Origin of the sequence: Campylobacter concisus, assembly GCF_002913545.1 — a bacterium.
GTDB classification, from domain to species: Bacteria; Campylobacterota; Campylobacteria; order Campylobacterales; family Campylobacteraceae; genus Campylobacter_A; species Campylobacter_A concisus_AV.
The window spans coordinates 15,336-32,213 of the sequence record NZ_PPBR01000124.1; the positions used below are offsets into that span (position 1 = coordinate 15,336).

The 16,878-nt window shown below is 38.0% G+C and carries 18 protein-coding genes; 12 read left to right on the forward strand and 6 right to left on the reverse strand.

The annotated features are described in order from the left end of the window. Position 1: 1 nt before the first annotated feature. Complete coding sequence (locus tag CYP05_RS08685) at positions 2-1,960, reverse strand: TonB-dependent receptor domain-containing protein (protein WP_103642642.1); 1,959 nt, start codon at positions 1,958-1,960, stop codon at positions 2-4. A 107-nt stretch (positions 1,961-2,067) separates the two neighbouring features. Here CYP05_RS08685 and CYP05_RS08690 point away from each other — a divergent pair, with 107 nt between their 5' ends. From CYP05_RS08690 to CYP05_RS08720, 6 genes are all read left to right on the forward strand, one after another. Then, entirely contained in the window at positions 2,068-2,952 is an 885-nt protein-coding gene (locus CYP05_RS08690) for a helix-turn-helix domain-containing protein (RefSeq protein ID WP_103642643.1), read from the forward strand. A gap of 55 nt (positions 2,953-3,007) precedes the next feature. After that, positions 3,008-4,054, forward strand: coding sequence for a radical SAM family heme chaperone HemW (gene hemW, locus CYP05_RS08695; protein ID WP_103642644.1), 1,047 nt, complete (start codon positions 3,008-3,010; stop codon positions 4,052-4,054). Positions 4,055-4,121: 67 nt separating this feature from the next. Next, positions 4,122-4,520 carry a Sec-independent protein translocase protein TatB gene (tatB, locus tag CYP05_RS08705; protein ID WP_012140063.1) on the forward strand — a complete coding sequence of 133 codons (399 nt, stop codon included), beginning with the start codon at positions 4,122-4,124 and terminating at the stop codon, positions 4,518-4,520. Further along, on the forward strand, positions 4,520-5,275 hold the full coding sequence (tatC, locus tag CYP05_RS08710) for a twin-arginine translocase subunit TatC (RefSeq protein ID WP_103642645.1): 756 nt from the start codon (positions 4,520-4,522) through the stop codon (positions 5,273-5,275). The genes tatB and tatC overlap by 1 nt, the downstream gene beginning before the upstream one ends. Next, positions 5,268-6,290, forward strand: coding sequence for a tRNA preQ1(34) S-adenosylmethionine ribosyltransferase-isomerase QueA (queA, locus tag CYP05_RS08715; RefSeq protein ID WP_103642722.1), 1,023 nt, complete (start codon positions 5,268-5,270; stop codon positions 6,288-6,290). Before tatC ends, queA begins: the two co-directional genes overlap by 8 nt. Continuing rightward, positions 6,287-7,081, forward strand: coding sequence for a hypothetical protein (locus tag CYP05_RS08720; protein ID WP_103642646.1), 795 nt, complete (start codon positions 6,287-6,289; stop codon positions 7,079-7,081). The genes queA and CYP05_RS08720 overlap by 4 nt, the downstream gene beginning before the upstream one ends. On the opposite strand, the gene ruvX is transcribed toward CYP05_RS08720, so the two are convergent. Genes ruvX through ilvC form a run of 4 tightly spaced genes read right to left on the reverse strand, consistent with a single transcriptional unit; the run spans position 7,076 to position 10,697 of the window. Beyond that, on the reverse strand, positions 7,076-7,459 hold the full coding sequence (gene ruvX, locus CYP05_RS08725) for a Holliday junction resolvase RuvX (protein WP_103642647.1): 384 nt from the start codon (positions 7,457-7,459) through the stop codon (positions 7,076-7,078). The two genes, CYP05_RS08720 and ruvX, sit on opposite strands and share 6 nt — an antisense overlap. Then, positions 7,456-8,226: a DNA-processing protein DprA gene (locus CYP05_RS08730; RefSeq protein ID WP_103607183.1), complete on the reverse strand. Its 771-nt coding sequence runs from the start codon at positions 8,224-8,226 to the stop codon at positions 7,456-7,458. The genes ruvX and CYP05_RS08730 overlap by 4 nt, the downstream gene beginning before the upstream one ends. Continuing rightward, a complete protein-coding gene (locus tag CYP05_RS08735) occupies positions 8,223-9,671 on the reverse strand; it encodes a divergent polysaccharide deacetylase family protein (protein WP_103642648.1) in 1,449 nt (482 codons plus the stop codon). The genes CYP05_RS08730 and CYP05_RS08735 overlap by 4 nt, the downstream gene beginning before the upstream one ends. Positions 9,672-9,674: 3 nt before the next feature. After that, the gene (gene ilvC, locus CYP05_RS08740) at positions 9,675-10,697 is read right to left on the reverse strand and encodes a ketol-acid reductoisomerase (protein ID WP_103642649.1); all 1,023 of its coding nucleotides are present in this window, start codon (positions 10,695-10,697) and stop codon (positions 9,675-9,677) included. A 143-nt stretch (positions 10,698-10,840) separates the two neighbouring features. Here ilvC and CYP05_RS08745 point away from each other — a divergent pair, with 143 nt between their 5' ends. The 6 genes from CYP05_RS08745 (at position 10,841) to rpsR (ending at position 15,881) form a co-directional block, all read left to right on the forward strand. Next, positions 10,841-11,659 (forward strand): HDOD domain-containing protein, encoded by an 819-nt coding sequence (locus CYP05_RS08745; RefSeq protein WP_103642650.1) that lies wholly within the window; start codon positions 10,841-10,843, stop codon positions 11,657-11,659. Beyond that, entirely contained in the window at positions 11,656-13,575 is a 1,920-nt protein-coding gene (locus tag CYP05_RS08750) for an RNB domain-containing ribonuclease (protein ID WP_103642651.1), read from the forward strand. The genes CYP05_RS08745 and CYP05_RS08750 overlap by 4 nt, the downstream gene beginning before the upstream one ends. Continuing rightward, entirely contained in the window at positions 13,568-14,566 is a 999-nt protein-coding gene (holA, locus tag CYP05_RS08755) for a DNA polymerase III subunit delta (protein WP_103642652.1), read from the forward strand. Before CYP05_RS08750 ends, holA begins: the two co-directional genes overlap by 8 nt. A gap of 77 nt (positions 14,567-14,643) precedes the next feature. Continuing rightward, positions 14,644-15,063: a 30S ribosomal protein S6 gene (gene rpsF, locus CYP05_RS08760; RefSeq protein WP_004317779.1), complete on the forward strand. Its 420-nt coding sequence runs from the start codon at positions 14,644-14,646 to the stop codon at positions 15,061-15,063. Positions 15,064-15,076: 13 nt separating this feature from the next. Further along, complete coding sequence (locus CYP05_RS08765) at positions 15,077-15,604, forward strand: single-stranded DNA-binding protein (RefSeq protein ID WP_103642653.1); 528 nt, start codon at positions 15,077-15,079, stop codon at positions 15,602-15,604. A gap of 16 nt (positions 15,605-15,620) precedes the next feature. Continuing rightward, positions 15,621-15,881: a 30S ribosomal protein S18 gene (gene rpsR / locus CYP05_RS08770; RefSeq protein WP_004317775.1), complete on the forward strand. Its 261-nt coding sequence runs from the start codon at positions 15,621-15,623 to the stop codon at positions 15,879-15,881. Between the two features lie 426 nt (positions 15,882-16,307). Here the strand turns inward: rpsR and hpf are convergent, their stop codons facing one another. Beyond that, a complete protein-coding gene (gene hpf, locus CYP05_RS08775; RefSeq protein ID WP_004317788.1) occupies positions 16,308-16,835 on the reverse strand; it encodes a ribosome hibernation-promoting factor, HPF/YfiA family in 528 nt (175 codons plus the stop codon). Positions 16,836-16,878: the final 43 nt, after the last annotated feature.

Below are 16,878 nucleotides of genomic sequence, written 5' to 3' on the forward strand. Positions count from 1 at the left end.
TTTAAAACTTTAGGTTAAACCCAAGCTCGATCTTTTGTCCGTCAGCTATCAAGATGTCGTATCTGCCAGATCTTGTCGTAAAGTACTCATTAAAGAGGTTATAAACGCTTAGATTTAGGCTGAAATTTTTAGTTACGTTGTAGTTTATGCCAAGATCAGCGATCACGTAAGGTTTGATGTCATCATCGTAGCTAAGTGAGTCTTTGCTCCTACCATAATAATTTATCTGAGACCAGAAATTTAGCCATCTGTTTAGCTCGTAGTTCGCTCCAAATTTAAATGTATGAAGCGGATAGTTGTTTAAGCTTTTGCCTATCTCCGTTCCATCTTTTTGTTTTGATCTTGTATAAACATAGCTTTGATTTAGCCTAAGAGCGTTTGTGACTTGCCACTCATTTGTTAGCTCAACTCCGTAAATTTCAGCCTTGCCGACATTTACACTCTCCCAAATCCCACGTCGGTAAATTTTACCTTTATGCGTGCAAGGGTTGCCAGGTCTTGGAGTGCAGATACGCTTGGTGCCTAGCATATCTTTAAAGCTTGTATAAAAGCCAGTTAGCGACGCTTCAAAGCCTTCATTGTCGTTATAAACGCCGCCAAATTCATAGCTCACGCTCGTCTCTGGCTTAAGGTCGCTTCTACCAAGCTGTGCTCCAAGCCCTCCAGCAAACGGCATAGCAAGATCTTGCGTGCGTTGCTTGATATCAGGCGTCGTGTATCCTGTGCTAACTCCGCCTTTTAGAGCAAAAAAGTCATTGAAGCTATAGATACCATAAATTCTTGGTGAAACGTGCGAGCCATAGTTCTCATCGTAGTTGTAACGAACTCCAGTACTTAAGATAAAGTCTTTTGTAAGGTGATAATCATCCTCGCCGTAAAGCGAAACGTCATATCTTTTTACATTTGCAGCATCTGCAGTGGTTGCCATTTCATCAAGCTTTTCTTTTTTGGCGTTTAGTCCTAAAGTAAAGGCGTTATTGTCAGTAAAATATGAACCTTTTGTGTCAAAATTTAGTGTTTTTAGCGTTAAATTTTGTTGCGCGATCTCTTTTATCTTGCCGTAAGAGAGGTAGCTTTGAAGCAAGATATCATCAAGCCTTGCTTCGTGGCTTAAATTTATCATATCGCCTTTTATGCGCTCAAGATCGACTGAGCTATTATTTGTGCCAGAGGCTAAAGTTTTGCCTTTGCTTCTTTTATACTTCAAATCGCTTCTTGCAAGCTCAAGCGTGATGTCGTTGTTTTCATTTGGTCTAAAAAAGAGCTTCGTGCCAAAATTTCTATCTTTTTGCTCTCTGTTTGCGTATGAGATTTTATCCTCTGACTTGTTTAAATTTTTTCCATAAACTGAGATACTTAAAAGATCGTCTATTAGCCCAGAGTGCAGATAGAGGCTGTTGTAAAACTCGCCGCTTATGTTTTTATTTCTTGCAAATTTATAGCTTGAGCCAAGATTTGCATGAAAGTCGTTACTAAACTCATCTGTTATGATGTTTATCACGCCGCCCAACGCGTCACTACCATAAAGTGAGCTCATAGGACCTCGTATCACTTCGATGCGGCTTATCGCACTTGCTGGCGGGATGAAACTATATGAGCCTCCAACGCTTCTTAGACCTTTGTAAGCGTTATCTCCTGGCACTGGTATGCCATTTACTAAGATCTTTGTATATCTTTGCGAAAGCCCCCTTATAGAGATGCCTCGCCTATTTGCCGCACCAAGTGTAGCTCCAAAAAGGCTTGGCACGTCTTTGACCATGCTTTCAACATCCTTGTGATTTCTCTTTTCTAGCGCATCTTGAGTGATGACGCTAAGCGTTGCAGGGGCGTCTTTTATATTTTGCTCAAAGCCAGTTGCGCTCACTACTTTGACCTCTGGCAGAACCTTATCTTCATTTGCAAAAAGCGGTAAATTTATAAAAACTGCCGCACAAACAGAAATTTTTAATAGACTTCTCACAAAAAACTCCTTATTAAAATTTAAATCGCATTTTACTAAAATTAAATAATCGTTATCAATATCAGACATAACGCTAGAGGGATAAAATTTAACGCTCAAGGGATAAAATGATAAATTTAGATAAAAGATATGGCATTAGCAAAATATCACAAAGCAACAAGCGGATAAATGTAGAATTTTTCAAACAAAATAATGGCATCAGCTACCTAAAAAGCGAGATTTTATGCAACGAAATCATCAAAAGAGAGAGCCAGGGAGATAAAAAATATCTTTTTTTGATGTTTAACGAAGCAAAAGATAACCTTTGCTTTAAACTTGATAAAAAAGAGTATCTTTTAAGCAGGGATGAGTTTTGCATAGGGCTAGTAAATGATAGCTTAAAAGGCGTTTTTGAATATCAAAATAAATTTTATAAAACTAAAACCTTGCTTTTTGAAGAACACTACGCAAATAAGCTTGAAATTTTTAGTGAGCTAAAATTTGAAGAGAAATTTGATCTTATAAAATACAAAAAAGATAAGGCTCAAATTTGCGTTTTAAACGAGCTTGAGACGACAAATTTATATGATGGTATGATGAGAGAGATCTTTATAGAGTCAAAAATTTTGGAGCTTATCTATAAGAGTAAAGCTTTAAAAGATGAGAAAATTTATTTTAGCAGTGACGAAGAAAAAGTGCTTTTAAAGGCTAAGAAAATCTTACTTACTCACATGCAAAATCCCCCAAGCATCAAGGAGCTAGCGCATCTTTGCGGCACTAATGACTTTTGGCTTAAGAAAAATTTCAAACTCTTTTTCAAAGATACGATCTATCAGCTTTTAGCAAAAGAGCGGCTAAAGCTTGCATTTGCCCTTTTAAAACAAAATGATATCAGCATAAAAGAGGCTTCCAGCATCGTTGGCTACACAAATGCAGCTCATTTTGCAAAAATTTTTAAAGGCACTTTTGGCTTTTTACCAAGCGAGCTAATAAGGCAAAAAAGCTACTTTTAAACTGCGCTAAATGCCAAATTTCTTATAATCGCCAAAATTTAAAAAAGAGAGAAATTTGCAAGTTTATATCCACGTGCCATTTTGCGAGAGCAAGTGTCCATACTGCGCCTTTGGCTCAAGCGATGACGAATTTAGCAAGGTTAGCGCATATTTTAAAGCGCTTTGCCTTGATCTAGATTTCCAGCTAAAAAGCCAAAATGTAAAAGAAATTTCAACCATATTTTTTGGTGGTGGCACGCCAAGCGCGGTAAATGCTAAATTTTATGATGAGATTTTTAGCATTTTAGCTCCACTTTGCACACCTAAAACTGAGATCACCTTTGAGGCAAATCCAAATTCTGCAAATTTAGCATGGCTAAAGCATGTAAAAAATTTAGGTGCAAACCGCATAAGCTTTGGCGCTCAAAGCTTTTTTGAAGATAAGCTTAAATTTCTAGGGCGCATTCATAGCAGAGAGCAAATTTTTAAAGCGGTTGAAAATGCCCATGCAGCTGGCTTTAAAAATATAAATTTAGACCTCATCTATGACACTAAATTTGATACCAAAAAGCGCCTTTTGGCTGAGGTTGAAAGCTTAAAAAGCCTTGCTATCACACATCTAAGCGCCTACTCGCTCACACTTGAAGAAAACACTCCATTTGCTGGTAAAAAAAGCTATAAAAAGGATAGCGACACTTTGGCTAAATTTATGATAGAGCAGACCCAAAGAGCTGGTTTTAGGCAGTATGAAATTTCAAATTTTGGAGAAATTTGCAGGCACAATCTTGGCTACTGGCAGGGCAAAAACTACCTTGGCGTGGGGGCTTTTAGCGTGGGCTTTGTGGATGGCACCAGATACTACGCCAAAAGTAGCATAGACGCCTACATCACGCAGCCAACGCATAGAGAAAAAGAAATTTTAAGCCAAAGCGAGCTAGCAAGAGAGCATATATTTTTAGGGCTTAGAAGCATCGTAGGCGTGGAGGCTGGGCGCTTAAATGAAGCTCAGAAAAAAAGAGCAAATTTACTTGTAGAAAATGAAAAACTACTCTTTAAAAATGGCAAATTTTACAACCCAAATTTCTTACTCAGCGACGAGATCGCACTCTTTATCGAGGGCTAAATTTATAAAAATTTGAGCAAAGTCAAGATAAAATACAAAGCTTAAATAAAATTTAACAGAGGCAAAAATGTTTGGAATGAGTTTTTCTGAGATCTTGGTCATCGCCGTGATCGCCGTGCTAGTTTTGGGCCCTGACAAGCTGCCAAGCGCTATGGTGCAGATCGCTAAATTTCTAAAGATGTTTAAAAAAGGCATAAATGACGCAAAATCAACATTTGATCAAGAGATGAAGATAGCCGAGCTAAAAGAGGACGCTCAAAAATATAAAGAGAGCATAACCCAAAGCGCTCAAAGCGTGCGTAAAAAACTCACTTTTGAAGAGCTTGACGAGATCAAAAAAAGCGCAAGCGACGTCACTGAGAGCATTCAAAACGTCGTAAGCGACACGAAAAAAACGGTAGAAAATATACAAAATCCAACAAATTTAGTTAAAGATGCGATCTTAAACGATAAAAAAGAGGCGTGATGTTTGAAGAGCTAAGACCCCATTTAATCGAACTTAGAAAGAGGCTTTTTATAAGCATAGTAAGCGTTTTTGTCTGTTTTGGCATCTGTTTTACATTTTGGAATCCACTGCTTGCATGGATGAGCGAGCCGCTAAAACAGGTCTTGCCAGCTGGCTCGAACATCATCTTTACGCAAATTCAAGAGCCATTTTTCACTGCGATGAAGGTCGCCTTTTTTGCTGGTTTGGTGCTTGCTTTGCCTATCATTTTTTGGCAATTTTGGCTATTTGTCGCACCTGGACTTTATGACAATGAAAAAAAATATGTGATCCCATTTGTGCTTTCAGCCTCATTTATGTTTGCGTGCGGGGCGGCGTTTTGCTACTACGTGGTCATCCCGCTTGGCTTTACATTTTTGGTAAATTTTGGCGGCCAGCTCTTTACGGCACTGCCAAGCATAGGCGAGTACGTGGGCTTTTTTACAAAACTGCTGATCGGCTTTGGAATTTCATTTGAGCTACCAGTCATTACATTTTTCTTAGCAAAGATCGGCCTTGTCGATGACAAGATGCTAAAAGACTACTTCAGATACGCAGTAGTCGTCATCTTCATCTTCGCTGCCATCGTGACACCGCCAGATGTTATAAGTCAAATTTTAATGGCACTGCCACTCATCGGACTTTATGGAATTTCTATCATAGTCGCCAAAAGAGCTGGCAAAAGCGAAGACGATGAACAAGATAGCGATACAGACAGCGACGCAGGCGATGAGTGATATAAACGATATCTCAAGCTACGACTACTTTTTGCCTAACGAGCTCATCGCAAAAGAGCCAGTTTTGCCAAAAGAAGAGGCAAGACTGCTTGTTTATATTAAAAAAACAAAAGAGATAAAGCACTATAAATTTAAAGATCTAGCCAATCTCATCCCAGAGGACGCGGCGGTCATTTTTAACAATACAAAGGTAGTTAAAGCCCGCATTTTAGGACACAAACAAAGCGGCGGAGCTTGCGAAGTGATGCTAAATCAACCGCTTAATGATAATAAATTTAGCGTCTATATAAGGGGCAGAGTAAGTGTCGGTAGCGTTTTAAATTTTGCTGATAGCATAAATGTAAATGTGCTTGAGCTAAATGATGATGGCTCAAGGGTGGTAAATTTCATCAAAGATGGAGTTATTTTAGATACGGCGCGACTTTTTAGCGAGCTTGAAAAGATCGGCCATATCCCACTTCCGCCATACATAAAAAGAGCTGATACAAAGGATGACGAGAGCTGGTATCAAAGTATATTTGCCAAAAATAGCGGCGCAGTTGCGGCTCCGACAGCTAGTCTGCACTTTAGCGAGCAGATGCTAGAGCAGATAAAATCAAAGCACGAGGTCGCCTACATCACGCTTCACGTGGGTGCTGGGACATTTAAAGGCGTGGAGTGCCACAACATAAATGATCACAAAATGCACTCTGAGTTTTACGAGCTAAGCCAAAAAGCTCAAGAGATCATAAACTCAGATAAGCCCATCCTTGGCGTTGGCACGACGGTTACTAGATGCGTGGAGGAGTTTGCTAGAAGCAAGCAGACAAGCGGCTTTTGCAAGCTATTTTTAAATTTAAATAATAGACCAATCAGACAAAACTACCTTTTAACAAATTTTCATCTGCCAAAATCAACGCTGATCATGCTAGTTACTAGCTTTATAGGGCTTGAAGAGACGATGAGGATTTATGAAACGGCAGTTAGCGAAAAGTATAGATTTTACTCTTATGGCGATGGGATGCTTGTGATATGAAAAACGTCGATTTTGTCGCACAAATGGAGCTTTTTTTAGAGGCACTTTTTAAGGACGCAACAGCTAGAAACAACGCCATCGTCTTTAACTACAACCCAAACTACCCACGCTATCTAAGCTTTGAAGCGCATAAGCTAATAGGCGCGATCAAAAATTTAAGCAGATATTATTTAAAAGAAGTCACCAACTCAAAACTTTCAATAATTTTTAATATAGTTAATTATAGTTTAACTTCAGTGCATTTTGACATATATATAAAATGCACAACAGTGCCATTAAAACAAAACAAAAAACTCATAAATGAAGCAGATGTTTTATTAAGTGAACTAAACGCTCATATAAATCAAATAGTCGATGGCTTTTGTATAAATATAAATATTCCATTGCCAAAAAGTGGCACTTTCAAAAAACGCAATTCAAAAATATCTAACTTGTCTGGTAAAAATGCAATAATAGCTTGTGAAGATAAAGATATATTTTCAATTATAAGCCATGAACTAAGCTTTCATGGGCTAAAGCTCAATAGGCAAAAGAGCTTTGAGAGTTTAAATTTACATATAAAAGATGCCATTTTCAAGCCAGACATAATCTTTGTGCAAAAGGAGTATCTAAGCGACAAAGCAAGGCTTGACGAGATACTAACTTATCAAAAGCTTAAGAATTTCTACATCGTCATCATCAGTAAGGATGAAGCCAAAAGCATCAAAAGCGAGAAGATGACTACGCTTAGGCAGCCATTTACTAGCGATAGTTTGCACGAGACTTTGGAGATAGTGGCTAGGAATTTATAAAATTTTTAGGTATCTCTTTAAAATAATAGTGGCTGAAACGCTATCAAGCCTGCCATCTCGCTTTGTGTTTGTATAAATTTCAATTGCCTCACTGCTGCTAAAGGCTTCGTCTTGATAGACGATATTAGCCTGCACGTCAAGAAGCGAGACAAAATGTTCTATGCGCCTTCTCATCTCGTCCTCGCTACTGCCGCCGATTGGCACGCCAACTACTAACGTATTTGGAGCGTATTCATTTACTTTTTGGCTTACATCTCTTGCGGCTTGATTTCTATTTTTTCTAAGCACTGGCTCAAGGGGTGTCACGACCTCGCCAAAGCCAAAAGCAAGCCCTATGCGCTTTAGTCCAACATCGATCGCCATAAATTTCTCTCTCATAGCGCGCTTATTACTCTTAAATTTGAAATTTCAACTAGCCCGTCAAGCTCATACTCATAGATGATCTCGCCAAATTTAGCCAATGCTTCATCAAGGCTAACGCCATTTTTACAAAATTTCAAGATCTCATCATCAACTTTTTCTTGCACTTTTACCTCGCCAAAAAGTGAGGCAAATTTAACGTAATCATCGATAAGCTCGGCTTTTTTACTAGCTAGCAGAGCATTTGTCCCACTACTCTCATTTATGCGCTGAGGCAGGACAAAGAGAGGGATTTTAAGCTCATTTGCAAGCCTCGCACTTTGCATCGAGCCACTTCTTAGATCAGCTTGTGCCACCACAAGAGCTTGCGCGAGCCCCACAACTATGCGGTTTCTCTCTAAAAACCTATACGCGATCGGCGGCTCGCCCTCGTCATACTCGCTTAGAGCCAAGCCTTTTTCATAAATTTCTCTTATCGCTGCTTTATTTTGCGCTGGATAGATGATGTCAAGCCCATTTGCAAAAACGCCGATAGTTCGTGGCATGGCAGCCTTGTGCGCCGTGATATCCACGCCGATAGCTCCACCACTTACCACGCAGACATTTGCGCTCTTTAGCGCTGCACAAAGTGCCGTGACACACTCTTTTGTATAAACGCTTGCCTTTCTTGAGCCAACGACTGCGACTTTTGGCATGCTAAGAAGCGAGGTGTCACCTATGAAATTTAGCTCTTTTGGGGGATTTTTTAGCCTATTTAGCGCCTCTGGGATGATTTCAAGCTTCATAAAATATCTTTTAGATAAACAACTTCTACATCTTTTAAGATATTGTTTTTGCTAGCTTTTATCACTGCGATCGTGTTTTTCTTTGGATGTCCGATGGCGATCGCGTAGCCCCTTTTTTTGGCTAAATTTACAGCAGCTATAAGCTCTCGCCTAACCGCACCAGCTGATGGATCATCATCTAAAAATATATCTCTTGAAATGTAAGGCTGATTATACTTTTTAGCAGCCCTTGCCACGGCTGTTTGAGCGATAGTCTTGCTATCAACAAAGATAAAGCCCTGCTCTATCAGCGCTCTATATGCCTTATCCATCGCGTCATAATCACTAGTAAATCGTGATCCTGTGTGGTTGTTTGTATATTTTGCGCGCGGGAAGTCTTTGCGTATCTTTTTTATCTTTTCATGCATGCTCTCAAAGCTCTCGTTGATCGTTAGAGTGCCTATCTCTGGACTATCAAAGTGCTTTGCCTGCATCGGCAGATGTATCATATAAAACTCAAACGTTCTAGCGATGTTTGGCGTATCTGGATGGGTTTTTGTCGCTGGGAAAATGGACGGCGTTATCTTAAGACCGATTGATTTTACCATGCTAGCGTGCTCAAATGTCGCCACATCATCGATTATTAGCACTAGCTTTGCACGCCCTTTTACGCTGCTATTTGGAGTAAATGGCACAACTGCAAAGTCATCTTTTTTCGCGCTCTCTTTTTGCGGTTTTTCGCTGTAAATTTGCTTCTTATCTTTTTTGCTAGGCTCAATCCCGCTTTTTTTAGCAGGTTCTGGTTTTAAAATTTCAATATGCTTTAAATTTTCTTTTATGCTTAAATTTGCTTCAACACTTTTGTTTTGCTCTGTTTTTGTCTCATTTTTGCCTGCATAAAATGGCTCGATAACCTGCTCAACCTTTTGCTCAACCTTTTGCTCAGGCTTTTCTTCACTCTTTGCTTCATGGTTTGCATCTACGCTACTTTGCATATTTTTATATAAATTTGCAAGTAAATTTTTCGTATCGTTTTGCTCTTTTTTTGGCTCTTCTTTTTTAGTTTCTACTTTTACTTCAGTTTTTATCTCAGGAGTTATCTTTTTTTGCTCTTTTGGCTCAGTTTTTGGCTTTAGAGCAAGTTCGCTTTTATGTTTAGGGTCGGTAAAAATTTTACTTAAATTTTCATCTTCATCAAATTTTAGAGGGTATTTTCTCTTCTCATACTCTTGTTTTTTATCATTGCTGGCAACTTTTTGCTCAGCTTTTTTTGAAATTTGCTTCTCGCTCTTTAGCTCATTTACTTTGCTTATCTGCTCAACATCTTTGTTTTTGATGCTAAGAGCTGCGATAAGTGCCACTATCAAAATAGCAGCAATGACGCCGATACCAAGGAAAATTTTATTATGAGAGCGACCTGCACTCTTTTTTGCAGGACGCTTCTTTGTAGTCTTTTTTTCGCTCAAGGCTTAGTTTTTGCTTTGATCTATAAGTTTGCCGTTAGTTATCCAAGGCATCATTGCGCGAAGTTTTTTGCCAGTTTTATTTAGCAAGCTTCTCTCAGCTATACCGCGCTCAGCGTTCATTCTAACATATCCTGCTTTTCTCTCTAGGATGAAGTCTTTTGCAAATTTACCATTTTGAATTTCTCTTAAAACTTCTTTCATGGCTTTTCTGCTCTCTTCGCCAACTACTCTTACGCCACTTACGTAGTCGCCATATTCAGCTGTGTTTGAGATAGAGTATCGCATATCAGCCATGCCGCCTTGATACATTAGATCAACGATTAGTTTTAGCTCGTGCAAGCACTCAAAATACGCCATCTCAGGCTCATAACCAGCTTCTACAAGAGTGTCAAATCCAGCATTTACAAGTGCGCAAAGACCACCGCAAAGCACAGCTTGCTCGCCAAATAAATCTGTTTCAGTTTCATCTTTAAATGTTGTCTCAATGATGCCAGTTCTACCACCACCTATACCGCAAGCATAGCTTAGAGCGATCTCTTTAGCCTTTCCACTTGCATTTTGCTCAACAGCGATAAGATCAGGTATGCCACCACCTCTTAAAAATTCGCTTCTAACTGTGTGTCCTGGAGCTTTTGGAGCGATCATGATGACGTCTATGTTTGCAGGAGCTTTGATCTGTCCAAAATGAACATTAAAACCATGTCCAAATGCGATAGCAGCGTGATCTTTTAAATTTGGCTCGATCTCATTTTTATAAATTTCAGCTTGAAGCTCATCTGGTGTTAGGATCATAACTACATCAGCGCCTTTTGTAGCTTCGCTTACAGTTTTTACTTCAAAGCCCTTAGCCTCAGCTTTTGCCCAGCTTTTGCCACCTTTTGCAAGACCGATTACGACACTTACGCCATTGTCTCTTAAATTTTCAGCGTGTGCGTGACCTTGTGAACCAAAGCCGATGATTGCTACTTTTTTACTCTGAATAAGGCTTAAATCGCAGTCTTTATCATAATAAACATTTATAGCCATTGTTTCTCCTGTTGTTAAAATTTGGCGAAATTATACATTTTAGCAACAAAAACGTTGCTGAAACTGATATAAACTTAATTTTAAGTTTTTTGATAATTTATTTTGCTAAAATACGCAAAAAATTAATACAAAGAGACATCTCAATGAATGAATCTATTCTAAAAAAAATCAAGACATTACCTCCGCTAGATGACACTGTTATACAAATTCAACGTATACACGCTGACGAAAACAGCTCGATAAACGACCTTACAAAAGTGGTCGAAAAGGATCCGATGTTAACAGCAAACATCTTACGTTCTGCAAACTCACCGCTTTACGGTTTCTCTCAAGAGATCACGACTATCGCGAGAGCCATTTCACTTTTTGGTATGGCTACTATCCGCGGCTTTGCATTATCAAGTGCTATCAGAAAAAGTTTTTCTATCAATTTAGAACCTTATAGTATCACAGGACAAGACTTCTTAAATATATCTATAATGCAAAATACATTAATGTATCATTGGTATTCCAAAATTAATCCTAAAAAACTAGAAGTCCTCTCTCCAGCCTCATTTATGCTAGAAGTTGGAAAGATAGTGCTTGCTCATGAATTAGTTGAAAACAACCAGGATATAGAATTTAAAGAAAAAATAAAAAAAATAACAGGCTCTGTTGATCTAGCTTTATTAGAAACAGAGATTTTTGATATGACAAATGAAGAGGTTACTGCTAAAATTTTTGAACAATGGAACCTTGAGACAGAACTTATTAATTCAATACTTTATTCAAATAATCCTGAAGAGGCACCTGATCACATAAAAGAGTACGCAAGGGCTCTAAAGGTAGTAAAAACAGCGGTTAATATCTTTAACCAGCTTGACGATGTAAGCATAAATAATGCAACACTTCTTATAAACGAATATGGCTTTGATAGAGATACATTTTTAATGGCCGTTAGCAAAGTCAAAGACAATTTGTGAAAGAATTTTTAACATCACTTCTAGTTGGCATCAAAGAAAAAGAGATATCAAACGAAGATAAAGAGGTCTTACGTAATCTCCTAAACCTTGGTGCCGTAAGCTTACATAAAGATAAATTTTACCTAAACAACGGCTATGTCTGCGGTAAGCTAGACATCAACCAAAACGCAACTGGCTTTATCATGCCATTTGACAAGCGCTTCAAGCAAGATATCATCGTCGAAAATAAAAATTTAAACAACTCTCACCTTGGCGATATCGTGCTAGCAAAGCTTTTGCCACTTAAGAAAAAACGCCAAAGCGCTAAGATAGTGATGAGCCTAAAGCTTGCAAATGAGACAAGCGTGGTCTATACAAAACGCTTTGGAGTAGCTATTTTAGGGGTAAACTTAAAAACTGGACTAAGCACTACCTTAAAAGCGACGCAAAAAAGCCTAAAGATGCTTCCTCTTGGGACGCTGCTTAAGATAAACAACCTAAACAACGAGATAGTCGAGGTTTTAGGAAATTTAGACGATCCGCTAAGTGATGAAAAAATTTCGCTTGCTATTTATAATAAAAACGATAAATTTAGCGAGGCTTGTGAGCTTGAGGCAAAGGCTTTTGGTGACGAAGTCGATGCTAGCATGTATCCAAATAGAGTTGATCTAAGAAATTTAGAGTTTTGCACGATCGATCCAGTCGATGCCAAAGACTTTGATGACGCCATATATTTCGATGAGAAAAAGCGTGAAATTTACGTAGCAATCGCTGATGTAAGCGAGTATGTGACTGCTTACAGCGCCATTGATAGCGAGGCTAAAAAAAGAGGCTTTTCTATCTACTTTCCGCACATCTCAGTACCGATGTTGCCGCGCGCGCTCAGTGAAAATATTTGCTCACTAAAGCCAGACGTACCGCGCCTTGCATTTTGTTTTAAAATTTCACTTGATGCGAATAATGAGGTAAAAAAAGAGGAGCTTTTTGAAGCGATAATCCTTTCAAAAAGGCGCTTTAACTACGATGAGATCGATGAAATTTTAGAGGGCAAAAGAGAGTGTGAAATTTCATGGATCAAGCCACTTTTTAAACTAACCACAAAGCTTCGTAAAAAAAGGCTTTTGCACGCATTTGACTTCAGGACAAAAGAGCTTAGAATGAGCCTTGATGAAGAGGGTCAAATTTCTCAAACTAGGTTTGAGAGTGACTCCGACTCGCACAGATTAGTCGAGGACTGTATGCTTTTAGCAAATAAAGCTGCCGCAAAGCTCATCACAAAAGGTGTTTTTAGAAACCACGCTTCGCCTGATTTTAAAAAGATAGATACCTTGCTTGAGGACCTGCAACTTCTGGGGCTTGACTTTACTTATGAAAACGATCTTGCAATTTTAATAAGAAAGATACAGCTAAAAGCCGATGAACTTGGCAACCGCGAGGAGATAGACAAGCTCATCATCAAGTCTCAAAAAAAAGCTGAGTATTCAAGTGAAAATTTAGGACACTTTGGACTTGGATTTGATAGATACACGCACTTTACAAGCCCTATTAGACGCTATTCTGACCTTATTTTACACAGACTTTTAAAGGCTAAAATTTCAAAAGATGAGAAGCTTTACAACTTCTTACTTTTAAACATCCAAAGCACCTGCGCAACCTTAAGCGAGCTTGAAAGAGAGGCCGACAAGGTGGCCTACGACTTTATGGATAGGAAATTTGCACGCTGGGCAGCTGCAAACATCGGCAAAGAGGTGCGCTGCTACGTGAGCGAAAACCAAAATGTCTTGGTCGCTAAGCTTGATGATTATTTTGTTGGAGCTAGGATTTTCATCACTGGATACAGCGCAAATTTACTTCAAAAGCTTGTCGTAAAGATCACAGAAGCCGACATCGCAAGCGCTAAAATTTTTGCAAAAGTGGTAAGAAAGATCGATGTATAGAAAAGATTTGGAGCTAAATTTAGCAAATGCAAATTTAAGCAACTACTTCTTGCTTTTTGGCGCGGACGAGTTTCAGATCGAGCTTTTTGGCAAGGAAATTTTGAGCTTTTACTCAAGCGAAGATGCAAATTTATTAAGTCTTTATTTTGACGAGTACAACTACGTGCAAGCTAGCTCTCACCTAAGCGAGCAGTCGCTTTTTGGCGGTAAAAATATCCTCTATATAAAAAGCAACAAAAAGATCCCAGCAAAAGAGCTAAAAGAGCTCATCTCGCTTTGCTCAAAAAGCCAGGACAACTACTTTTTGTTTGAGCTTTATGAGGCTGATATGAAGCTAGTTTTTGATACGCAAAAGGCATTTGGGGCAAATTTTGCTAGATTTTTCAAGCCATCAAACCCAGATGAAGCGATAAATTTACTAGCTAAAAGCTCAGCTAAAATAGGCCTAAACATAACCAAAAATGCACTTTATGAGCTTTATTTTACACATAATGAAAATTTATACCTTGCAGCAAGCGAGCTAACAAAGCTAAAGAGCCTAAACGCTCACATCGAACAAGACGATGTCAAAAGGCTGGTTTTTGGACTTGGCGGGATAAATTTTGATGATTTTTTTAATAAATTTATGGCTCTAAAAGATATAAAAAACGACTTTTTTACCTACTTGGAAGATCCAAATTTTAATGAAATTTTACTTCTAAACTCACTTTATAAAGCATTTTTTAGGCTGTTTAAAATTTACTCTTACATCAAGATAAATGGACGCTTAAATTTAGACGAAGCGATCGGCTACCAACCGCCAGTAAATGTGGCAAATTTACTAAAAGCAAATAGCTTAAAGTTAAGTTTAAATGCCTATTTAGAGATATTTAAAACGCTAAATTTAGCCGAGCTAGAGCTAAAAACAAATACAAAAATGGATAAAGAAATTTTCATTTTATCGACCATTTTAAATCTGCAGCACCTCATATCAACAGCAAATATTAAGTAAATTTAAGCTAAAATCCACCCTTGCTTAATGCAAAATCCTTGCTCACAAAGTGAGCTAAATATCCATAAGGAGAAAAAATGAAACATTACGAGCTTTTATTTATTCTTAAGCCGACATTGACGGAAGAGGAAGTTAAAGCTAAGGTTGATTTCGTAAAAGAAGTCATAACAAAAAACGGCGGCGAGATCGCTACTGTCGTTGAGATGGGCACTAGAAAGCTAGCTTATACCATCAAAAAATATGAGCGTGGAACATATTTTGTTATCTACTACAAAGCTCCACCAGCACTTCTTGCAGAGCTTACAAGAAACGTAAGAATCACAGAAGATATCATAAGATTTTTAAGCGTTAAATATGAAAACAAACGCGAAATCGCAGCTTGGGAAAGACTTTGCAAAGGTATCAAGCAAACTATAAAAAAAGAACCTCGCGAGCCAAGAGCACCACGCGAGCCAAGAGCTGAAAAAGTAGACGAGCAAACATTTACAGAAGAATAATCAAGGATAAAAAATGTTCAATAAAGTAGTATTAGTTGGAAATTTAACCAGAGATATAGAGCTTAGATATACTACTAGCGGCGTTGCCATAGGAAATTCTAGTATAGCTGTGACACGCAAAATCACCTCAAATGGGGAAAGAAGAGATGAGACTTGCTTTATTGATATATCATTTTTTGGCAAGAGTGCAGAGATAGCAAACCAATATCTCAATAAGGGATCGAAGCTGCTTATCGAAGGAAGACTCAAATTTGATCAGTGGACCGACAATAACGGACAAAATCGTTCAAAACACTCTATCGCCGTTGAAAGCATGGAAATGCTTAGCTCAAATAACCAAACGCAACAAGGCGGATACTCTATGAATAGCCAAAATAGCGGTGGCTACGGACAACAAGGCGGATATCAAAGTAACCAATATAACCGCCAACAAGAAGCTAGACCACAAGCTGCGCCGCAAAGAAAGCAAGAGAGTTATTCAGAAGTTCCTGATATAGACGTTGATGCTGATAGCTTCAACAACGAAGAAATACCGTTTTAATTTTAAAGGATAAAAAATGGCAGAAAAAAGAAAATATTCACGCAAATATTGCAAATTTACAGAAGCAAAGATTGATTTTATAGACTACAAAGATACTTCACTTTTGAAGTATTGCTTGTCAGAGAGATTTAAAATCATGCCAAGACGCCTAACTGGCACATCAAAAAGATATCAAGAGATGGTAGAAAAAGCTATCAAGAGAGCTCGCCACGCAGCTATCATACCTTATATAGTTGATCGCAAAGACGTAGTTTCAAACCCTTTTGAAGGTCTATAATCCATAAATTTTAGCCCTATTTTGGGCTAAAATCTTTTAAATTTATCTCTTAATTTTTATTATTTCTAATCCTTTATAAAATTTACTCATCAAATTCTTAAATTTATAAGCATTTTAAAATCACCTAAGTAACCAAATTTATCTAAACGTTGTCTATTCTTTAAATTTACATATTAATTTTCATCAAGTTTTTTAGAGTGTTTTTATAAATTTCACTCGCTAATTTTTAAATTTATGCACCATTTTTAAACAACAAAATATTTTTTAAATTTGGCACTCAATTTTATATTATTTAGCAAGTTAAATTTAGAATTTGATCATGAAAATTCTACCACACAAAACACTAGAGAACACAAAATAAAATTTGGAATTTAAAGCAAGAGTTAAAAATGGATAATAAATTTAGGGGCAAAGCGCCCCATAGTTTTAGTAAAGACCAAAAGTTCCGTCTGTTCTTTTGTAAATGACGCGCATTTTGGCATCGACATCGTTAAATACGTAAAATTGTTTATCGCTTGATTTTAGTTTATCAAGCGCTTCTTCTACCTCAAGAGGTTTGTAAATTTCAAGCTCCATAGGCACGATCTCCTCAACACCTTCAATCTTTTCTTCGCCTATTCTCGAGCGAAATTCTTTATCATCAGCCTTGCCTTTTACTGTAAATTTCTTATCGTGCTCTCTTCTTAAAACTTTTGAAGCCTTTTCGATAGCAAGATCTATCGCCGCATAGAGATCTTTATCTTTTTGGCGAACGACTATCGTGTCTTTGTGTGCCATATTTAGAGAAAACTCTGCATTAAAGCCCTTTTTACCTTGCTTTTCGTCTGCTCCTACTACGCATCTTGCTGAGATGATGTCAAGGTTGTACTTGCCAAGGGTGTCAAAAGCGTCTTGGATGTAGTTTTTGATGGGTTCTGTTAGCTCAAATTGTTTTCCTACAATGCTTATGTTCATCGCAATCTCCTTTATAGAAAGTAAGATAATTATAACACGACGA